The sequence below is a fragment of the Micromonospora sp. A202 genome (genome assembly GCF_006715105.1).
Classification (GTDB): Bacteria; Actinomycetota; Actinomycetes; order Mycobacteriales; family Micromonosporaceae; genus Micromonospora; species Micromonospora zamorensis.
The window spans coordinates 5,467,017-5,487,026 of the sequence record NZ_VFMP01000001.1; the positions used below are offsets into that span (position 1 = coordinate 5,467,017).

Here is a 20,010-nt window from a genome sequence, read left to right on the forward strand (position 1 = left end):
CGGTGTCCGAGCCACCTGGATACCGCGACTTCCGTGAAACCGAGTCGATCACGGCCCGGAGGGGCCGCCAGACGGGTCAGGCCGTGTCGGCTTTGTGGTGGTCCGAGGGGTCCTGGGCCGGTGCGGAAGGTCGCCGCAGCAGGCCGGGGCCGGCCGATGCGGGCGGGCCGACCGGCTCCGGTTCGACCAGCTCCCGCTCGACCGGCTCCCGCTCGACCGGCTCCCGCTCGACCGGCTCCCGCTCGACCAACTCCCGCTCGACCAACTCCCGCTCGACCAGCTCCCGCTCGAACGTGCCGGCGATGTCCGCTGCGACGCTCGACTGCTCGGAGCGGGCCTGACCGTTGGTGACTGCTGGTTCCGCCTCGGCCACGATGTCGTGCGGTGTTGCGCCCCCGAAGAAGCGGCCGTCGGAAGAACCAGAGCCGGCAGACCCGAAGCCCGAGGGTGCGTCGCCGGCAGACCCGACATCGGAGGATCCGGCTTCCGCGAGCGACCTGGCGCCGACGGACGGGTCCCACGGGGGGACGTCGGCGTACGACTCCTCGCCATGAATGGCGCCCCTCGGCAGCGCATCGAGCCGCTCGGCAGCAACGAGCTCATCGAACCGCTCGCCCCGCTCCAGCCCATCAGGGCGCGCACCACGAACGAGCCCATCGAGCTGGACGGCACGGTCCGGCCCGTCGAGCCGCTGGGAGCGGTCGGGTCGTTCGGTGGCGGCCGGGGTCCGGCCGTTGCCGCGACGGGGGCCGGGGGTCGGCCGGGCCGAGAGCAGTCGGGGCGGCACCGCTTCCGGCGCGCTGACCGGAGCCAGGCCGGCGACCACGGTGTTGACGATCTCGGCAGCGTACGAGCCGTCCGGGTCGTAGTCGGGGTCGAAGACGGTCAGCTCCACGCCGAGGCAGTGCGGGGTGTCGACCAGGCCGGCGAGCAGGATCTCCAGCTCGGCGAAGGCGATGCCACCCGGGTCGGGAGCGTCCACGGCGGGCATCACCGCGGGGTCGAGCACGTCCACGTCGATGTGCACCCAGTAGCCCGCGCAGTCGGCGAGCTGCTCGTGCGCCCACTGGGCCGTGCGGGCGGCACCTTCGGCGCGCAGCGCGGGGACCGGCCGGGTGGTGATGCCGGCGGCCTGGAGGTCGAGCCGGTATTCGTCCTGCGCGCGGATGCCGAGCACCACCACGTCGATGTCGCGGAAGTAGGGCCGGCGGCCCTCCAGGGCGGCCAGGTCGGCCTGCCCACGCCCGGTGACGAGGGCAAGGTCCTCACCGGCGGCCGCGCCGACGTAGGAGGCGTTGCCGGGGTGCCGGAAGTCGGAGTGCCCGTCGACGAAGACCAACCCGATCCGCCCGCCGACGGCCTCACCGAGGCGGTGCATGGCCAGCGCCGAGCCGAGCAGCACCGAGCAGTCGCCGCCCAGCACCACCGGGAACTCCCCCCGGTCGATGATCGAGCCGATCCGTTCGGCGAGCGCCAGCGAGTAGTCGGCGATCTCCCGGGCGTGGCACACGCCGTCGCCGGGCCGCCAGTCGCCCGGGTCGTACCGGGGTGGGGTGATGCAGCCGGCGTCGCGGGCGCGCAGCCGGGCCAGCAGGTCGTGGTCGCGCAGCGCGCCGGGCGCCTTGCCGCAACCGGGGACCGACGTGGACGTCGGTGGCCGCAGGCCAAGGTTTGTCGGCGCGTCGAGGACGGCGATCCGGCGCATCATGAGCTCCCGTCCTCGGTGGTCGGGCGGGCCGGCCGGAACGCCGGCCCGCGCTGGCGTGCTACGAACTCAGAACAGGGCGCTGGCCAGAGCCCGGCGTGCCGAGGCGACCGCCGGGTCGTCCGGGCCTGCGATGGAGAAGAGTGAGACCAGGTGCTGACGGACGGTCTCGCGGTCCTCGCCGGCGGTGCGCCGGACCAGACCGACGAGCCGGGCGTACGCCTGCTCGGCCAGGCCGCTGAGCACCTCGATGTCGGCGGCCAGCAGCTGGGCGGCCACGTCGTCGGGGGCGCTCTCGGCGGCGGCCATGGCGGTGGTGGGGTCTGCGCCGGCCACCCGGCGGGCCACCCCGACCTGGGCCAGCCCCGCGGTGGCCGCGGCGTCCGCGGGCGCGTCGGCCAGGATCTTCCTGTACGCCTGCTCGGCGGCGTCCAGGTCCCCGCTCATCAGCGCGTCGTCCGCCTCGTCGAGGCGGGGGTCCTCCGGCTCGGCCACGGCCACGCCGCCGGCCTTGAGGACGGCCTGAAGCCACTGCCGAAGCTGCGCCTCGGGCACGACCCCGGAGAAGGCGTCGACGGGCTGCCCGCCGACGACCGCGTAGACCATGGGGATGCCCTGGACCCGGAACATCTGGGCGATTCGCGGGTTTTCCTGCACGTCGACCCGTGCCAGCACCCAGGTGCCGTCGCCCTCGGCGTTCAGCCGTTCCAGCACCGGGGCGAACTCGTCGCTCTCCGGGAAGCCGGCGGCGCCGAAGAACACGACGACGGGCATGGCCATCGACCGTTCGAGCACGTCGGACTGGATTGTCGCCTCGGTGACGTCCACGATGGCGGTGTTACCGCCTGCGGTGGGCGCGCCCGGGGCGCCGTTGGACGGGCCGCCCTGCGGGGGCGTGCCGGGGCGGGGACTTGCTGGTGCGGGGCCACGCAGCGTGCTGAGGTCGACCGCGCCGCGGGTGAAGATCGACGAGGTGATCCGTGGGTCGCTCATGGTTACCTAGTCTCGCACGTGAGCCCCCGATCTCAGCTCACCCGCAACCCCGACGTTGCAACTCTCACGCCCCACCCCCACCCCCGGCGATCGGCCATTTCTGCCGCCCGGAAGCGGGCAGCGGATGCGTGATCGACGGGGGTGGTGGTATGGGTCAGAAGCGGGCGGGTTCGCGGTAGGTGCCCCATTCGGCGCGGAGCGCGTCGCAGATCTCCCCCAGGGTCGCTTCGGCACGGACCGCGTCGAGCATGGCGGGGATCATGTTCTCGTCGGTGCGGCTGGCGTCGACCATCCGGGCCACCGCCGCGCGGACCGCCGACTCGTCCCGGGCGCCCTTGCGCTCGGCGAGCACCCGGCGCTGCTCCAGCTCCACCTCGTGCGAGATGCGCAGGATCTCCAGCTCCTTGGCGACCGTGCCGGTGTGGCAGTTGACCCCGACGATCTTCTTGTCGCCCTTTTCGAGGGCCTGCTGGTAGACGAAGGCCGACTCGGCGATGTGCCCGGTGAACCAGCCGTCCTCGATGCCGCGCAGGATGCCCGAGGTCATCGGGCCGATCTGGTGCGGCCCGTCCCCGCCGAGCTGCCGGATCCGGGCGAAGATCTCCTCCGCCTCGGCCTCGATCTTGTCGGTCAGTGCCTCGACGTACCAGGAGCCGCCGAGCGGGTCGGCCACGTTGACCACACCGGTCTCCTCCATCAGCACCTGCTGCGTACGCAGGGCGATCTCGGCGGACTCGTCGGTGGGCAGCGCCAGGGTCTCGTCCAGCGCGTTGGTGTGCAACGAGTTGGTGCCGCCGAGCACCGCCGCGAGGGCCTCGACGGCGGTGCGTACGACGTTGTTGACCGGCTGCTGCGCGGTCAGCGACACACCGGCGGTCTGCGTGTGGAACCGCAGCCAGAGCGCCTTCTCGCTGGTCGCGCCGTAGACGTCGCGCAGCCAGCGGGCCCAGATCCGGCGGGCGGCCCTGAACTTGGCGATCTCCTCGAAGAAATCGAGGTGCGAGTCGAAGAAGAAGCTCAGCCCGGGCGCGAAGACGTTCACGTCCAGCCCGCGCGAGAGACCCAGCTCCACGTAGCCGAAACCGTCGGCCAGGGTGTACGCCAGCTCCTGCGCGGCAGTCGAGCCGGCCTCCCGGATGTGGTAGCCGGAGACCGACAGCGGCTTGTAGCGCGGGATCTCGGCGGCGCAGTATTCCATCAGGTCGCCGATCAGGCGCAGGTGCGGCTCCGGGTCGAAGAGCCACTCCTTCTGCGCGATGTACTCCTTGAAGATGTCGGTCTGCAGTGTGCCGTCCAGCTTGGACAGGTCGGCGCCCTGCCGCTCGGCGGCGACCAGGTACATGCAGAACACCGGCACGGCCGGGCCGGAGATGGTCATCGAGGTGGTGACGTCGGCCAGGTCGATGCCGTCGAAGAGCGCCTGCATGTCGGTGGCGGTGTCGATGGCGACACCGCAGTGACCGACCTCGCCGAGCGCCTGCGGGTCGTCCGAGTCGCGGCCCATCAGCGTCGGCATGTCGAACGCGACCGAGAGGCCTCCGCCGCCGGCGCCGAGGATCATCTTGTAACGCTCGTTGGTCTGCTGGGCGTTGCCGAAGCCGGCGAACTGCCGGATCGTCCAGGTCCGTCCGCGGTATCCGGTCGGATACAGACCCCGGGTGTACGGATATTCGCCCGGCCAGCCGATCCGTTCGAAGCCGGGATAGGTGGCGCCCTCCGGCGGCCCGTAGACCGGTTCCACCGGCATGCCGGAAAGCGTGGTGAAGTCGGCGTCCCGCTTGCGCGCGGCGTCGTAGCGGGCCTGCCAGCGCGCGCGTCCGGCGTCGATCTCGTCGGCGTCCATGAGCAGGGCTCCTCCTCGGTTCCTCGACAGCACGTCGAGTGTAAGGCCCTCACCTGAACGATCGCTAAGTCACGTCGTACCGACGGGTAACGTGCGCTGGGCCGACTCCGGAGCGGCGGCAGGCCGAGTGCGTGGATCGCCGGCGTCCAACTCGCCCGGTTTCGGTGCGGCGGTGGCCGTTGCCACCGCCGCACCAGCACGAGGGGACCCCGGTGGCACGACGGACGTCAGTCATTCCCCGACGACGGGCACCTGCTGCCCACCGCCACCCGAGGTCACGAGACTGATCTCAGTAACGGGTCTTCACGAGGAACTGGTAACCAACCACCACGGTGCCGCTGTTGTTGTACATCGGCCAGCACTGCTGGGGCGACGTCCACGACGAGACGTACGTCGGGCGGGCCGCCTTGCACGCCGACATCGTCGGGTACATCGGGCTGTTGTAGTCCGCGAGAGCGGGCGACGCGGTGCCCAACACGATGCCGCCGGCCAGGGCGGCAGCAGCAATGAGGGTGCGGCGGCGCGGACGACGCAGAATCTTCGGCATCTCTACTCCATTCCGGTGGACCCTCTACTGAGGATCTTGACGTCAGGAGCTTAGGGCACCCACCGGAGCGCGCTCAGGTCAGACCGTCGAAGCCGAGGGTGCACCCATCGCCACGTCGTCGACCCGGATGTTGATCTCGTCGACCCGCAGCCCGTACGCCTCGACCGCCTCGGTCACCCTCGCCCGGACCGCGTCGGTCACCTCCGGCACCGGACGGCCAGCGTCGATCACGATGACCAGGTTGATCACCGCCGCACCGTTGGTGACGTGCGCCGAGCAGCCGCGCCGGGCGTCGCCCACCTGGTCGAGCCCGATCTTGTCGAGCACCGTGTTGAAGAACCGGGCCACGTCGCCGCCCAGCTCGGCCACCCCGGGCACCGCTCGGGCGGCGGCCGCCGCGATCTTCTCCACCACCTCGTCGGAGACGTGCGTGCTCCCGCCCGCCACCGCGTCCGGGGTCACCGACAGCTCCTGGGTCGCGTCGTCAGCCATGCTCTCCCACCCACCCGTCGCACCGGCCCCGCGCCGGCGGCGTGGGGCCGTGCGAGCGTACTAGGGCGAGGTCCGCTGTGGACGCCCGGTCGGTGCGGCACGCCCCGTTCGCTATCTTGCCCAGATGACATCGATCCTTGCCGCCGGCCTCGTGGGCTCGGCGGTGGTCCTGCTGGTCGCGGTGTGGCTGATCCGGGTCTACAACAAGCTGGTCCGCATGCGCAACCAGGTTGATGCGTCCTGGTCCCAGATCGACGTGCAGCTCAAGCGACGGCACGATCTGGTCCCGAACCTTGTCGAAACCGTCAAGGGATACGCGTCGCACGAGCGCGGCACCCTGGACGCCGTGGTGGCGGCACGCGGTGTGGCGATCGCGCACAGTGGCGGCGACGCGGGGCGGGCCGACGCCGAGAACGCGCTGAGCCGGGCTCTGGGTCGTCTCGTCGCACTTGCCGAGGCATACCCGCAGCTGCGGGCGAGCGAGAATTTCGCGGCGATGCAGAGCGAGGTGGCCACCACCGAGGACAAGATCGCCTACTCACGGCAGTTCCTGACGTACGCCGTCCAGCAGTACAACACGGCGATCGAGAGCTTCCCCACGAACCTGGTCGCCGGCATGCTCGGCTTCCATCGGCGTGAGTTGTTCGCCGTGGCCGACTCCGACCGTGCAGTGATCGCGATCGGTTTCTAGGCCGTGCCCGACCTCCTCCTCGCCGGTGCCAGTCTCGGGCTCTGGCTCCTCGCGTACGCGGCTTGCCGGGTCGCCACCCGCCCAGTGCCCCCTGCCGCCCTACCGGCCACCATGGATCTCGGCCCGGAGCCGCCCGCCGTGGCGGGCCTGCTGGTCAACGGCGGGTCGACTCACGCGGGCACAGCGGGTTCGACGCTGCTCGACCTGGCCGCGGCCGGCTACTACGAGCTGCGACAGCCGGACGCCGACCCCTATGGGACCACCATCCATCTCGCCGGGGAGCGTCCCGACGAGGGCGGCCTACGGCCGTACGAACGGCAGGTGCTGGCGCGGGTTCGCGAGCTCGCCGTCGACGGTGTGGTGCCGCTGACGGCGTTGACCTTCCGGGACGACAACGAGTCCAGGACCTGGAACAGCCGGCTGCGCGCCGCCGTGGTCGCCGATGCCCGCGCGGCCGGGCTGTCGCAACGCCGATTCGGGCCGACGATGATGACCGCGCTGTACCTCGGGGCACTCGCGGTCGGCGTGGTCTGCGGCCTCGTGGCTGTGCACCGCACCCACCTCCGCTGGACGTTGCTCGTCTCCCTCACCGTCGCCGCTGTGCTCGCGGGCCTGGTGCAGGGCATCGGCGAGCGCGCCACGCCGGCCGGGTCGGAAGCCACCGCCCGCTGGCTCGGGGTGCGGGCCTGGCTGCGAAACCACCAGCAGTTCGCCGAGCTGCCGCCGTCGGCGGTGGCGATCTGGGACCGCTACCTCGCGTACGGCGCCGCGCTGGGCGTGACCCGGCAGGCCAGCGACGTCCTCGACCTCGGCGCCGGTGTCCGGCGCAACCTCTGGTCGACCTACCACGGCGGTTGTCGCAGGATCCGGGTGCGATATCCGCGAGGACGGCCCTGGTACGGCAGCGGCACCCCAGCCCTGTTCCTCCAGGCGCTGCTGGTCGTGCTGGCGGGAACGCTCGTGCTGATCGTGGCCGGCCCTGCGGGCTGGTACGCGCTGCCGGGGTACGTGCTGCTCACCGGCGGCGCTTACCTGCTGATCCGCACGCTGGTGGACCGGACGCGGTCCCTGACCATCACCGGCCAGGTGCTGGTGCTCCACCTTCGGCGGGCGCAGGACAGCCCACGAGTCAGCCACCTCGTGATCGACGACGGGACCGCCGACGAGACCACCGCCTGGGCGCTGCCCCACGAGTGGGGCGACCGCTGCCGGCAGGCCGACGTCGTGACGATCACCGTTCGGCCGTGGAGCCGACGCGTCATCGCGGTCAGCGCGCACGCACCGGCAGACCCGGGCCCCCGGCCGTCGGCCGGACCCGACAGCGAACTGACCGGCCCGTTGGTCACCGACGTCTTCGGGGAGGTACGTCATGTGCGGGCCGGGCCGCTTCCGGTGTCCGTCGAGGACGTCGCGCGGTTCGTCGGTCAACCCGTACGCGTGGAACGCCGCCCGCAGCGCGTCGACTTCCGCTCCGAGCTCGACGACTCCACTGTGCTGCGGGCCGCGTGGGCGGACGGTACGGCGGGACGGATCGCGTGGCGGGCGAACGCGCGCGGCGTCGCCACCCCGCTGCCGGGCATCGGCGACGAGGCGTACGCCAGCGGCAACCGGGTGGTGATGCGCGTCGGCGACACCACGCTGGTCCTCACCGCGCTCGGCGGTGGGCGGATGGGCGTCCCGCACCTTCCGTGGCTGCTCAGCAGGTGTGAACGGGACGCCCTCACACGCACCTGACTGCCAGCACCTCGCCGGAACGCCGCCGGGACGCGACCCGCCGGGTCGTTTTCGGCTCAGCAGACCGCGCGAGACGGCGACCAACGAGCGGGCGGGTCAGCGGACGAGCTGGGCGAGCAGGGTGTCCGCCGCCGCGTACGGATCGAGGCCGCCCTCGGCCACCTTCGCGGCGAGCGTGGCCAGCTCCGTACCGTCGCGTAGTGAGCCGATCCGGGCCCGGAGTATGCCGAGCGCGATGGCCTCGACCTCGGCGGCGGCCCGTGCCTCCTGGCGGCGGCGCAGCTCGCCGTGCTCGACCAGCCAGCCCCGGTGCTTGTCGATGGCGGCGGCGATGTCGTCGATGCCCTCGCCCCGCGAGGCGACCGCGCGGACGACCTGCGGTCGCCACTGCCCGGGGCCGCGCTCACCAAGCGCGATCATGCCCTGGATGTCGCGGACGGTGGCGTCGACGCCGTCGCGGTCGGCCTTGTTGACCACGAAGACGTCGGCGATCTCCAGGATGCCGGCCTTGACCGCCTGGATCGCGTCGCCCATCCCGGGTGCGAGCAGCACCAGCGTGGTGTCGGCCAGCGACGCCACCTCGACCTCGGCCTGCCCGACGCCGACGGTCTCCACCAGCACCACATCGCAGCCGGCGCCCTCCAGCACCCGGACCGCCTGCGGCGTCGCCGCGGACAACCCGCCGAGATGCCCCCGGCTGGACATGGACCGGATGTAGACGCCCGGGTCGGTGGCGTGGTCCTGCATCCGCACCCGGTCGCCGAGGATCGCGCCGCCGGTGAACGGGCTGGACGGGTCCACCGCCAGCACGCCGACCCGGTGCCCGCGTGCGCGCAGTGAGCGGACCAGCTCGTTCGTGGTGGTCGACTTGCCCACCCCGGGTGAGCCGGTCAACCCGACCACCTGGGCCTGCCCGGCGTACGGTGCCAGCGCCGCGGCGACCGCCGGCAGCAGCGGGTCGCCGTTCTCCACCAATGTGATCAACCGGGCCACCGCGCGGGGGTCGCCCGCGCGGGCCCGCTCGACCAGCTGCGGTACGTCCCGACTGCGGCGCACCGACGTGCTGCCCGCTGCCGGGACCTGCTCGGCCGCCTCGCTCACAGTGCCGTCTTCGTTCGCGACTGCGGTGCTCGCAGAACCGGCTCGCTCCTCGCGCTCACCGGTCCGCCGCTGCGCTTCCCGGCACGTGGATGATCAGCGCGTCGCCCTGGCCACCGCCGCCACAGAGGGCCGCCGCGCCGGTGCCGCCACCGCGTCGCTTCAGCTCCAGGGCGAGGGTGAGGACGAGACGCGCGCCGGACATGCCGATCGGGTGCCCCAACGCGATCGCGCCGCCGTTGACGTTGACCTTGTCCGGGCTGATCCCGAGGTCCCGAGTGGACTGCACGCCGACCTGGGCGAACGCCTCGTTGATCTCGATGAGGTCCAGGTCCGCGACGCTCAGGCCGCCCTTCTTCAGGGCGTGGTTGATCGCGTTGGACGGCTGCGAGTGCAGGGAGTTGTCCGGGCCCGCCACGTTGCCGTGCGCACCGATCTCGGCCAGCCAGGTCAGCCCCAGCTCGATGGCCTTGGCCTTGCTCATCACGAGCACGGCGGCGGCGCCGTCGGAGATCGGCGACGAGCTGCCGGCGGTGATGGTGCCGTCCTTGGCGAAGGCGGGGCGCAGCTTGGCCAACGACTCGACGGTGGTGTTCGGGCGGATGCCCTCGTCCTCGCTGATGACCAGCGGGTCACCCTTGCGCTGCGGGATCACCACCGGGGCGATCTCGTCGGCGAAGTGGCCGTTCTTCTGCGCGGCAGCGGCCCGCTGGTGGCTGGCGGCGGCGAAGGCGTCCTGCTCTTCGCGGGTAATGCCGTGCCTGGTGCCGAGGCGCTCGGTCGACTCACCCATCGAGCAGCAGTCCCAGGCGTCGCTGAGCCCGTCGTGTGCCATGTGGTCCTTGACCACCACGTCGCCGTACTTGTAGCCGGTGCGCTGGCCCATCAGCAGGTGCGGGGCGTTGGTCATCGACTCCATGCCGCCGGCCACCACGATGTCGAACTCGCCGGCACGGATCAGCTGGTCGGCCAGGGCGATCGCGTCCAGGCCGGAGAGGCAGACCTTGTTGATGGTCAGCGCCGGCACCGACATCGGCACGCCAGCCTCGACCGCCGCCTGCCGCGCCGGGATCTGACCGGCGCCGGCCTGGAGCACCTGCCCCATGATCACGTACTGGACCTGGTCCGGGCTGACGCCGGCCCGCTCCAGCGCCGCCTTGATCGCGATCCCGCCGAGCTTCGTGGCCGGAAGGTCCTTGAGGTTGCCCAGCAGCCGCCCCATCGGGGTCCGCGCGCCGCTGATGATCACCGAAGCCATGCCTGCCTCCGAAGGGGGTGCCGAGCTGTTCGAGGGGGGTGCCGAGCTGTACGCCTTAACGCTTGTTCGGCCAGACTAACGCCATGACTGAGAACTCCCCCGCCGAGCCCGGTGAGGACTACGTCACGGACATCGGGCTTCGCAAGATTGACCACGTTGGGATCGCGGTCGCCGACCTGGACGCCGCGATCGACTTCTACCAGCGGACGTTCGGGATGCGCTGCGTGCACGTCGAGACCAACGCCGAGCAGGGCGTGCGGGAAGCGATGCTGTCCGTCGGCCCGACCACCGAGGGCGGCTGCGTGCAGTTGCTCGCCCCGCTGACGCCGGAGTCGACGATCGCCAAGTTCCTGGACCGCAACGGGCCGGGCGTGCAGCAGGTCGCGTACACCGTGGCTGACATCGACAAGGCCTGCGCGGCACTGCGCGAGCGGGGAATGCGGCTGCTCTTCGAGACCCCGAGACGCGGCACCGCGAACAGCCGCATCAACTTCGTACACCCGAAGGACGCCGGCGGCGTCCTGGTGGAACTGGTAGAACCCGCCCCCACCCCCCACTGACCCCCTACCCCCACCTCCCCCTGCCCCGCACGCCCCGTTGATCAAGAGGTTTGCGTCATCCTGCGGCTCGCAGGTGACCGAAAGCTCTTGATCAACGGGGCGTGCGCTTGTGGGCGGGTGGGCCGGGGCGGTTGGGGGGCCGGGTTGCGGTCGGGGCGCACGTCAGTGCTCGGTTGGCGGGGTGGCCGGGCAGCTTCACGCATCGGCGGATGCAGTTTTTCACAGAGGACTTCCGGCTTTAGCTACCGTTCAGTAACGTCCGGCCCCACAGGAGCGCGACCGGGGTCGGATGTGTCGAATGCCGACATGGTGGTCGTGCCCCACCGGCGCCGACGATGGCAGCACCCCGGCCCATTCGGGTGCGGACGAACCGGAGGTCACCGTGCAGGACATCCTCGAAGCGATCATGGCGGCGGAGGAATCGAACGACCCGGACCGCGAGCTCGCCGGCGTCGCCGGGCTGCCCGTACCGGAGAGCTACCGGGGTGTGGTGGTCCGCGCCGAGGAGTCCCGGATGTTCGACGGCATGGCCACCCGGGACAAGGACCCGCGCAAGGCGCTGCACGTGCAGGAGGTGCCGACGCCGGAGCTGGCGCCGGGCGAGGCCTTGATCGCGGTGATGGCCAGCGCGATCAACTACAACACCGTGTGGACCAGCATCTTCGAGCCGGTGTCCACCTTCAAGTTCCTCCAGCGCTACGGCCGGCTCTCCGAGCTGACCCGCCGGCACGACCTGCCGTACCACGTGGTCGGCTCGGACGCGGCCGGCGTGGTGCTGCGCACCGGCCCCGGGGTGACCCGGTGGGCACCCGGCGACGAGGTGGTCGCGCACTGCCTCTCCGTCGAGTTGGAGGACGCGGCCGGGCACGACGACACCATGCTCGACCCGCAGCAGCGGATCTGGGGCTTCGAGACCAACTTCGGCGGGCTGGCCGAGATGGCGGTGGTCAAGGCCAACCAGCTGATGCCGAAGCCGCGACACCTGAGCTGGGAGGAGGCGGCCAGCCCGGGGCTGGTCAACTCCACCGCGTACCGGCAGCTCGTCTCGCACCACGGTGCCAACATGAAACAGGGCGACGTGGTGCTGATCTGGGGCGCCTCCGGTGGCCTCGGCGGGTACGCCACCCAGATGGCGCTCAACGGCGGTGCGATCCCGGTCTGCGTCGTCTCCTCGCCGGAGAAGGCCGAGCTGTGCCGCCGGATGGGCGCGGACCTGGTCATCGACCGGGCCGCGGAGGGCTTCCGCTTCTGGAAGGACGAGGAGACCCAGGACCCGGACGAGTGGAAGCGCCTGGGCGAGCGGATCCGCGAGCTGACCGGCGGCGAGGACCCGGACATCGTCTTCGAACACCCGGGTCGGGAGACCTTCGGCGCCAGCGTCTACGTGGCCCGGCGCGGTGGCACCATCGTCACCTGCGCGTCCACCAGCGGTTTCCAGCACCAGTACGACAACCGCTACCTGTGGATGCACCTCAAGCGGATCGTCGGCAGCCACTTCGCCAACTACCACGAGGCGTGGCAGGCCAACCGCCTGGTCGCGCTGGGCAGGGTGCACCCGACGGTGTCCCGCACCTACCCGCTGGAGCAGACCGGTCAGGCCGCGTACGAGGTGCACCGCAACGCCCACCAGGGCAAGGTCGGGGTGCGCTGCCTGGCACCGACCGACGGCCTCGGCGTACGCGACGGGGAGTTGCGGGCCCAGCACGAGGACGCGATCAACCGGTTCCGGGGGCACTGACCGGCGCACGGCCGGTTGCGGGGGCACTGACCGGCGCAGGGGCCGGTTCTGGCGGGCACTGACCGGCGCACGCCGGTTCGGGGCACTGACCTGGACACCAGCCGGACGGATGAGCGGTGGATGGCCAATGCGGTGATCGGCCATTGTTCTTCCAACCCGATTAGCGTGCGGTTGCTCGGATCGAAGAAAGGGCCTCGGGGTAACCCCGGGGCCCTTTTCCGGATCACGTGGCATGGTGCCCGTCCCGCCCGGGACCTGCCAAGATCGCCGATTGGTCCGGCTCCGCCGATCGCGGAAGTTGACCATGTAAAGAGGGCACGAAAGCTCCGCACCGCTCTTGCGAAGCACCCTGGGGCGTCTGCCAGTATGTCCCAATGCCCCAGCAGCAGTCCTCCCCTCTCGCGTTCTTCGATAACGCGAACTCGCAGCCAGATTTCACCGTAGGCCTACGCGGATACAACACTCACCAGGTCGACGACTTCCTCGGCCGGATGACCGCCGCGCTGACCCAGTCCGAGCAGGCCCGTGCCGAGGCCGAGCAGCGGATGAACGACGCCCAGCGTCGGCTCCGCCAGGCCGAGCAGCGCATGAGCGCGCTGGAGCAGAAGCTCACCGACACGAACAAGCAGCTCGAAGAGAACAGCCGGCCCACCCTCTCCGGGCTCGGCACCCGGGTCGAGCAGATCCTCCGGCTCGCCGAGGAGCAGGCCAACGACCACCGCAACGAGGCCAAGCGCGAGTCGGAGGGCATCCTCTCCGCCGCCCGCCTCGAGGCTCGCGAGATCACCGACAAGGCACGTGCCGAGGCCGCGGCCATGAAGGCCAGCGCCGAGCGCGAGGCCGGCAACCTGCGTACGGCCGCCGAGCGCGAGGCCGCCGAGGTCCGGGTGCAGGCCCGCCGCGAGGCCGACACGCTGCGCGCGGACGCCGACCGCGAGACCAAGCAGCTTCGCACCGTCACCGCGCACGAGGTGGCCGAGCTGAAGTCGACAGTCGAGCGGGAGGTGGCCACCCTCCGCGCCACCGCCGAGCGCGAGATCACCCAGCAGCGGGCCAAGGCCGCCCGCGAGGCTGAGGAGAAGCGCGCCGAGGCGACCAAGCTGCTGACCGACGCGCGGGACAAGCGCGACAAGGACCTTCAGGCCCTGGAGCTCCAGCTCGCCGAGCGGCGGGAGAAGGCCGAGCGCGAGGAGTCCGAGCGCCACGCCGCCCAGGTCGCGCAGACCCAGAAGCTGGTCAGCGAGGCCGAGCAGCGTGCCCGGGCCGCACAGGAGCGTGCCAAGGAGATCGAGCAGCGCGCCGAGGCCCGGCGGGTCGAGTCGGAGCGCAACGCCGCCGAGACGGTCGACAAGGCCAAGGCGCACTCCGAGAAGACGCTCAACGAGGCCAAGGCCGAGTCGCAGCGCCTGCTCACCGAGGCCCGCACCGAGGCGGAGCTGACCACGCAGGCCGCTCGCCGCGAGGTCGATGACCTCACCCGGCAGAAGGACGCGGTCACGTCGCAGCTGGGCCAGATGCTTTCCGGGCTCGCCGGCATCGTTCCGGGCATGCCGGCCGCTGCCGCTCCCGCAGCCAAGCCGGAGGCCAAGAAGACCGAGGGCGGTCAGGACCGGGTCCCCGCGGAGTCCGCTGGCTGACGCGAGGCCGTCAGGTCGGGGCATCGAACGGCGCGAGGTGACACCGGGTGACCGGTTCCACCTCGCGCCGTATGCGTTTCCCAGTTCGTGGAATCTCCCGCTCGCAACGGAGTGAAGTAGCTCGCACAAGGCCCGTCCGTATCGCCCCAGCAGGGCCCGTTGCGTGTGAGGATGGGGGCATGTCGCACGGCGAGGAACTGTTCGCTCTCGGCGGGGACGTGACGACGGAGCCCAGCTTCGAGTCCGCTCTGCGGGGGTACGAGAAGAAACAGGTCGACCGGTATGTCGCGCGTGCCGAGCACGAGATCGCGACCCTCGCCTCCGAACGGGAACAGGCGTACACACAGATCCACAAGCTCGCCGGCCAGGTCGAGGTGCTGCAACGCGACCTGACTCAGGTGCGCAAGCAGATGAACGTGGTGGACCGCGCCTCGTTCCGGCACCTCGGTCCGCGGGTCGAGTCGATCCTCACTCTCGCGGAGGAGCAGGCCGAGCAGATCCTGGCCGACGCGAACGGGGAGATCGAGGCCCGCCGCAACGCCGCTGAGCACATCATCGAAGAGGCCCGCGAGCAGGCATCGCGGGCTCTGAAGGACTTCGAGATCGCCCTCGCCGCGCGCCGCGCGGAGGAGGAGCGGCACAGCACCGCCAAGCGGGCCGAGGCGGACGCGACCCTGCGGGCTGCCAAGGACGAGTCGGCACAGCTACGTAAGGCGGCGCAGGACGCGCTGGCGAAGGCCCAGCAGGAGGCCACCCAGCTACGCGACTCCGCCAAGGAGATCCACACCCGGGCCCAGCAGGAGTCGACCAAGCTGCGCGAGTCGGCTCGTGAGGCACTGGTCAATGCCCGGCAGGAGGCCAGCGACCTGCGCGAGGCGGCCAAGGAGGTGCACGCCAAGGCCCTCCAGGAGGCCAAGCGGCTCGCCGACGCCGCGACCGAGGCCGGCCGTGCCACCCACGCCAAGGCCCAGCAGGAGGCCAAGCAGATCATCGACGACGCCTCGATGGCTGGCCGTGCCACCCGCGCCAAGGCCCAGCAGGAGGCGGAGCGGCTGACCACGCAGGCCTCCGAGTCGGCGAAGCGCAACCGCGCCGAGACCGAGGCGTACGTGCAGCGGATGCGCGCCGAGACCGAGGGGTACGTCAAGCACGCCCGGGCGCAGACCCAGCAGGAGCTGGGCGCGTGGCGGGCCGGGGTGGAGCAGGAGGTCAACTCCCGGCGGGAGGCGGCCGACCGGGAGCTGGCGCAGCGGCGGGCCACGGCCGAGCAGGAGTACGCCAAGCGCCGCGACGAGTTGGAAAAGCAGCACAAGTCCCGCCAGCAGGAGCTGGAGACCGGGTTCACCAGCCGTCAGCAGGAGATGGAGACGGCTTTCACCGCTCGCCGCGACGAGCTGGAAGCCGAATACTCCGGCCGCAAAGACGAGCTGGAGACCGCATACACGGCCCGTAAGAACGAGATCGAGCAGGGCGCGGCCGGGATCCGGCAGGCTGCCGAGCAGGACGCGGCGGCGCTGCGCCAGCGGTCCGAGGCGGAGGCCGCCGAGCTGCTGCGCCGGGCCGAGACCGAGGCCGGCGACAAGCGCCGCAAGGCCGACGAGCATGTCGCGGCCTCCCGCCGGCAGTTCGAGGAGTACGCGGCCACCACCCAGCAGCACCTGGCCACCACTCAGCAGCACCTGGCGGCCACCCAGCAGGAGTCGGCGGCGGGCCGGCAGCAGCTCGCCCAGGTGATGCTGGAGATCGCCCAGGCCCAGCAGCAGCTCGCTGACCTACGGCAGGAGACGTGGAAGTCCCGGCAGGAGTCCGACGAGCTCCAGCGGCAGATGGCCGAGCTGCGGTTGCAGAGCGTCGCGGGGCCGATCGACGGCCCGACCGCGCCGGCCGCCGGTGACGGTGCGAGCCGGAGCGCGGCCGACGACGGGGACGACGGCGCGACCGTGTCCCGCGCGGCGACCGTCTCAGATGCGGCGACCGTCGATGCGGGCACGCCGGCCGGGTCGGGTGCGGCTACCGGCCTCAAGACCGAGCCCGCCGACACCCGGCAGCCGGTGAACGCCGGGGCCGAGGGTGCCGGGCAGTCCACGACCCGACCGGTGGCCGAGCCGGTGACCACCGTCGACGGAGGCGCGGCCAGCGCCGGGGTGGACGGGGAGCCCACCGTGGCCGCCGTTCCGGGCGAAGGTGGCCGAGGCGCCAAGCCGACCAAGATCACCAGCACCGGTGAGAACGGCAAGCGGCCCAGCAAGCCGACCACCGACGAGCGCAGCGCCAAGCCCAGCAAGGTCACCATCGAAAAGGACTGACGGCCGGCGTCGCCAGCCGCATGACCCACGCGAGCATCGAGATCTTGGACAGTGTCCGTTACCCGTTGACGGAAACTGTCCAAGGCCTATTTGTGCGTCGGACGGCGCTGGGATTGGGTGGGACTCCAGCCGGCTGCGACGAGGGCCCGCCGGACGGTGTCGGCGACCTCGTCGGGGCGGGCGCGGACCAGCCCGGCCGGAAAGCGCAGGATCCGGTCGCCGCTGGTCCAGACGTCGTTCTGCCGACGCATGTCGTCCGCCCACTGCCGGGCGTCCATGTGGTGCGCGCCGTCGATCTCGACCTGCACCCGCCACTGTCGCCAGTACGCGTCCAGCCAGCGGTTGCGGCCCGCCGCGTCGACCCGATGTTCCTGAAGATCAGGGACGGGCAGCCGATGCCGGCGACAGAGGCGCAGGAAGTCGATCTCGGAGAGCGCCTGCGCGCCGCCAGCGATGTCATCGACGGTCTGTTGGATCAGGTGCCGGCGCGGTGCTCGGGGAAGGACGTCGAGCACCGCCTGCAACTCCTCGGGCAGCACCCGCCGCTGCTGACAACCGGCCGCCAGCACTCCCTGCGCCTCGTCCACACGGACCGCCCATCCCGCCGCGTCGACGAGTGCTCTGGCCGTCGTGGTGCGTGGTGGACGGGCGAGTTGCCGATGCGAGTCCGGCAGCACCGACGTGCGATGCACCAGCACTGCGGGCATGTCGATCGGGAGGCGACGCAGCGAGGTCCGCGCAGCACGGCGGACGGCCGGCACCAGCACGTGCAGTGGCTCGCGGCGCAGCCCTCGTACCCCGGCTTCGGTGGCGGCGGTCACCCCCGCCAGCATCGCACCCGGTCCAGCTGCCAGCACCGCGACCCAGAGCTGTTGGTCGCGGTTCAGGCGACCGTTACCGGTCAGCAGGACGCCGCGGCAGATCGACCGCCACCGGCCGGAACGGATTCGCCCGCGCACCGTCCCCTCGCTGAGCAGGCCGGACACCTGCGCGGTGGTCAGCACGCCCGCCTGCTCGAAGGCGAGCCAGTCGAGTGCGTCAGCGTCGTCGGCGGGCAGCATCCGAACAGCTTTCACCGCCGGGAAGCCACCACACCACCAGATCTCGGACAGGCTCCGTTACGCGCTAACGGAAACTGTCCATGATCTACGCGTCGGCGGGAGCTAGACGATGTCGGGTGGTGGGTCGAGGCACGGACGGCGGCTGGTCGGGCACCTGGAGCACCAGGTTGACGGCCTTGTGGTCGATAGCGACCATGAAGTCGCTACGCTGCTGACGCGCTGAGAGATGATCAGAAACAGCCGTCGCTGCCGCCGGTCGTCCGACGGCCTGAGCCGGGAGGTCCCTGGTGCCACAGCACGACCCGTCGGCTGGCGATCCGGACACGACGCCCGATCCCCCGTCGACCGAAACCGCACCGGTCGACACACCACCGCCGGTGCCGGTCCCCGCTCCGGGAATCGACCCGGACGAACCGCCGGCCGTCCCGTCCGGAAAGTTCGGCACTCCGGGGCGCCCGCTGCGCCGCAGCAGCTTCCTGATCGGCTTCACCGGCGCGTTGGGCGTGCTGCTGGCGTACACCCTTTATCTGGGGATTCGAAATGCCGGCGGCATCCTGGTGCTGGTGGTGATCGCGCTCTTCCTGGCGGTCGGTCTCAACCCGGCGGTGGTCCGGCTACGCCGCTGGGGCGTGCCGCACGGCCTGGCGGTGGCGGGGGTCGCGTTGACCGTGGTGCTGCTGCTCTGCGGCGGCGTGGTCGCGCTGGTCCCGCCGATCGTCACCCAGTCGGGGCAGTTCATCGACCAGATCCCGAGCCTGCTCGACGAGTTGCGCCGCAATCCGACGGTCAACGACCTGGTGGAGCGGTACGACGTGGTGGAGCGGGTGCAGGGCGCCGCCAACGCGCAGACCATCGGGCGGGCCCTCGGCGGGGTGCTCGGCGGTGCTCAACTGATCTTCGGCACGGTGTTCCGGACGCTGACAGTGCTGGTGTTGACGATCTACTTCCTGGCCTACTTCAACAAGTTGCGCTCGCTGGGCTACTCGCTGGTGCCCCACTCTCGGCGGGAGCGGGTGCAGCTGATCGGCGACGAGATCCTGGCCAAGGTCGGCGCCTACATGGTCGGGGCGCTGAGCATCGCGGTGCTGGCCGGCGCGACCACCTTCGTGTTCGCGTTGATCGTCGGCCTGCCGTACCCGTTCGCGCTGGCCGTGGTGGTCGCGGTGACCGACCTCATCCCGCAGATCGGCGCCACCCTGGGCGCGGTGATCGTGAGCCTGGTCGGCTTCGCGTCCGACCTGCCCACCGGCATCGCCTGTGCGGTCTTCTTCCTCATCTACCAGCAGGTGGAGAACTACCTGATCTACCCGAAGGTGATGCGGCGCTCGGTGGAGGTCAACGAGGTGGCCGCCCTGCTCGCCGCACTGCTCGGGGTGGCGCTGCTGGGCGTGGTGGGCGCGTTGATCGCCATCCCCACGGTGGCCGCGCTGCAACTGATCCTGCGCGAGGTGGTGCTGCCCCGCCAGGAGCGGCGCTGAGCCGTCAGTCGCCCGGCTGCGGCACGGGCGTGTCCGCGAACGAGGCCACCGTCCGGTCCGCGTAGGCGCTGACGTCGCCGGCCTCAATCGGGCCGTCCCAGGTCGTCGGGAGTGGCACCTCGACGGCCGGGTTGACCCGCCGGACGATCTCGTCGAGCACCGTCTCCGCGTCGCCCACCCAGAGGTGCTTGGCACCCGGGACGCCGACCACCTCGGCCTGCGGCACCGCAGCGAACCGCTCCCGCGCCTCGGCCGGGCGCAGGTAGTCGTCGAACTCCGGCACCAGCGCCGTCAAGGGTCGCCCCGAGGCGGCCCAGGTGGCCAGGTCCTCCGGGGCCGAGAAGCGCAGCGGCGGGGAGAGCAGGATCGCACCGGCGATCGCCGGGTCGCAGCCGTACTTCAACGCCAGGTCGGTGCCGAACGACCAGCCGACGAGCCAGATGTTGGGCAGCTCGGCGAACTCCGCGTACTCGATGGCGGCGGCAACGTCGTACCGCTCCCCCACCGCGCCGTCGAACGCACCCTCGCTGGTGCCGCGCATGCTGCTGGTGCCCCGGGTGTTGAACCGCAGCACGGCCAGGTCGGCCAGCGCGGGCAGCCGCCAGGCCGCCTTGCGGAACACATGGCTGTCCATCATCCCGCCGTGCGTGGGCAGCGGGTGCAGGCAGACCAGGGTGGCCACCGGCGGCCGGTCGGCCGGCAGTGCCAACTCGCCGACCAGCCGCAGACCATCGGCGGTGTGCAGCTCGATGTCCTCCCGGCGGCCGGGCAGGATCGACGACGCGCGGATCGCTATGCTCACCGCCCAAGTCTGTCGCGAAGTCGCCGCCACCGCCCGCCCAGGCGGCAACAGGGTGATCCAGGTCGCT

15 protein-coding genes and 1 pseudogene are annotated in these 20,010 nt (G+C 71.4%); 7 read left to right on the forward strand and 9 right to left on the reverse strand.

The window, feature by feature from the left end:
- Positions 1-733: 733 nt before the first annotated feature.
- From FBZ33_RS25235 to FBZ33_RS25255, 5 genes and pseudogenes are all read right to left on the reverse strand, one after another.
- A pseudogene (locus FBZ33_RS25235) lies at positions 734-1,708 on the reverse strand (arginase family protein); the annotation flags it as partial.
- A gap of 66 nt (positions 1,709-1,774) precedes the next feature.
- The gene (locus FBZ33_RS25240) at positions 1,775-2,698 is read right to left on the reverse strand and encodes a tetratricopeptide repeat protein (RefSeq protein ID WP_088949877.1); all 924 of its coding nucleotides are present in this window, start codon (positions 2,696-2,698) and stop codon (positions 1,775-1,777) included.
- 154 nt (positions 2,699-2,852) lie between these two features.
- The gene (locus tag FBZ33_RS25245; RefSeq protein WP_088949878.1) at positions 2,853-4,541 is read right to left on the reverse strand and encodes a methylmalonyl-CoA mutase; all 1,689 of its coding nucleotides are present in this window, start codon (positions 4,539-4,541) and stop codon (positions 2,853-2,855) included.
- Positions 4,542-4,830: 289 nt separating this feature from the next.
- Entirely contained in the window at positions 4,831-5,088 is a 258-nt protein-coding gene (locus FBZ33_RS25250; protein ID WP_088949879.1) for a hypothetical protein, read from the reverse strand.
- Between the two features lie 78 nt (positions 5,089-5,166).
- On the reverse strand, positions 5,167-5,580 hold the full coding sequence (locus FBZ33_RS25255; protein ID WP_141910914.1) for an Asp23/Gls24 family envelope stress response protein: 414 nt from the start codon (positions 5,578-5,580) through the stop codon (positions 5,167-5,169).
- A gap of 124 nt (positions 5,581-5,704) precedes the next feature.
- On the opposite strand from FBZ33_RS25255, the gene FBZ33_RS25260 reads away from it, so the two are divergent.
- Together FBZ33_RS25260 and FBZ33_RS25265 are read left to right on the forward strand one after the other, a co-directional pair.
- The gene (locus FBZ33_RS25260) at positions 5,705-6,271 is read left to right on the forward strand and encodes a LemA family protein (protein WP_088949881.1); all 567 of its coding nucleotides are present in this window, start codon (positions 5,705-5,707) and stop codon (positions 6,269-6,271) included.
- Between the two features lie 3 nt (positions 6,272-6,274).
- Positions 6,275-8,005: a DUF2207 domain-containing protein gene (locus FBZ33_RS25265; protein ID WP_141910915.1), complete on the forward strand. Its 1,731-nt coding sequence runs from the start codon at positions 6,275-6,277 to the stop codon at positions 8,003-8,005.
- Between the two features lie 96 nt (positions 8,006-8,101).
- Here FBZ33_RS25265 and meaB read toward each other — a convergent pair whose 3' ends face one another.
- Positions 8,102-9,106, reverse strand: a complete 1,005-nt coding sequence (meaB, locus tag FBZ33_RS25270; RefSeq protein ID WP_141910916.1) for a methylmalonyl Co-A mutase-associated GTPase MeaB — start codon at positions 9,104-9,106, stop codon at positions 8,102-8,104.
- Positions 9,107-9,161: 55 nt separating this feature from the next.
- Positions 9,162-10,361: an acetyl-CoA C-acetyltransferase gene (locus tag FBZ33_RS25275; RefSeq protein ID WP_141910917.1), complete on the reverse strand. Its 1,200-nt coding sequence runs from the start codon at positions 10,359-10,361 to the stop codon at positions 9,162-9,164.
- Positions 10,362-10,444: 83 nt separating this feature from the next.
- Here FBZ33_RS25275 and mce point away from each other — a divergent pair, with 83 nt between their 5' ends.
- The 4 genes from mce (at position 10,445) to FBZ33_RS25295 (ending at position 16,602) form a co-directional block, all read left to right on the forward strand.
- Positions 10,445-10,921 (forward strand): methylmalonyl-CoA epimerase, encoded by a 477-nt coding sequence (mce, locus tag FBZ33_RS25280; protein WP_088949885.1) that lies wholly within the window; start codon positions 10,445-10,447, stop codon positions 10,919-10,921.
- A gap of 382 nt (positions 10,922-11,303) precedes the next feature.
- Positions 11,304-12,659, forward strand: a complete 1,356-nt coding sequence (ccrA, locus tag FBZ33_RS25285; protein WP_088951981.1) for a crotonyl-CoA carboxylase/reductase — start codon at positions 11,304-11,306, stop codon at positions 12,657-12,659.
- Positions 12,660-13,033: 374 nt separating this feature from the next.
- Positions 13,034-14,296: a DivIVA domain-containing protein gene (locus FBZ33_RS25290; protein WP_088949886.1), complete on the forward strand. Its 1,263-nt coding sequence runs from the start codon at positions 13,034-13,036 to the stop codon at positions 14,294-14,296.
- A gap of 179 nt (positions 14,297-14,475) precedes the next feature.
- The gene (locus tag FBZ33_RS25295) at positions 14,476-16,602 is read left to right on the forward strand and encodes a hypothetical protein (protein ID WP_141910918.1); all 2,127 of its coding nucleotides are present in this window, start codon (positions 14,476-14,478) and stop codon (positions 16,600-16,602) included.
- A gap of 86 nt (positions 16,603-16,688) precedes the next feature.
- Here FBZ33_RS25295 and FBZ33_RS25300 read toward each other — a convergent pair whose 3' ends face one another.
- The gene (locus tag FBZ33_RS25300; RefSeq protein ID WP_141910919.1) at positions 16,689-17,663 is read right to left on the reverse strand and encodes a DUF559 domain-containing protein; all 975 of its coding nucleotides are present in this window, start codon (positions 17,661-17,663) and stop codon (positions 16,689-16,691) included.
- A gap of 287 nt (positions 17,664-17,950) precedes the next feature.
- Here FBZ33_RS25300 and FBZ33_RS25305 point away from each other — a divergent pair, with 287 nt between their 5' ends.
- Positions 17,951-19,141 carry an AI-2E family transporter gene (locus tag FBZ33_RS25305; RefSeq protein ID WP_370453042.1) on the forward strand — a complete coding sequence of 397 codons (1,191 nt, stop codon included), beginning with the start codon at positions 17,951-17,953 and terminating at the stop codon, positions 19,139-19,141.
- Between the two features lie 4 nt (positions 19,142-19,145).
- Here FBZ33_RS25305 and FBZ33_RS25310 read toward each other — a convergent pair whose 3' ends face one another.
- Positions 19,146-19,943, reverse strand: coding sequence for an alpha/beta hydrolase (locus tag FBZ33_RS25310; RefSeq protein ID WP_141910920.1), 798 nt, complete (start codon positions 19,941-19,943; stop codon positions 19,146-19,148).
- Between the last annotated feature and the right edge of the window lie 67 nt (positions 19,944-20,010).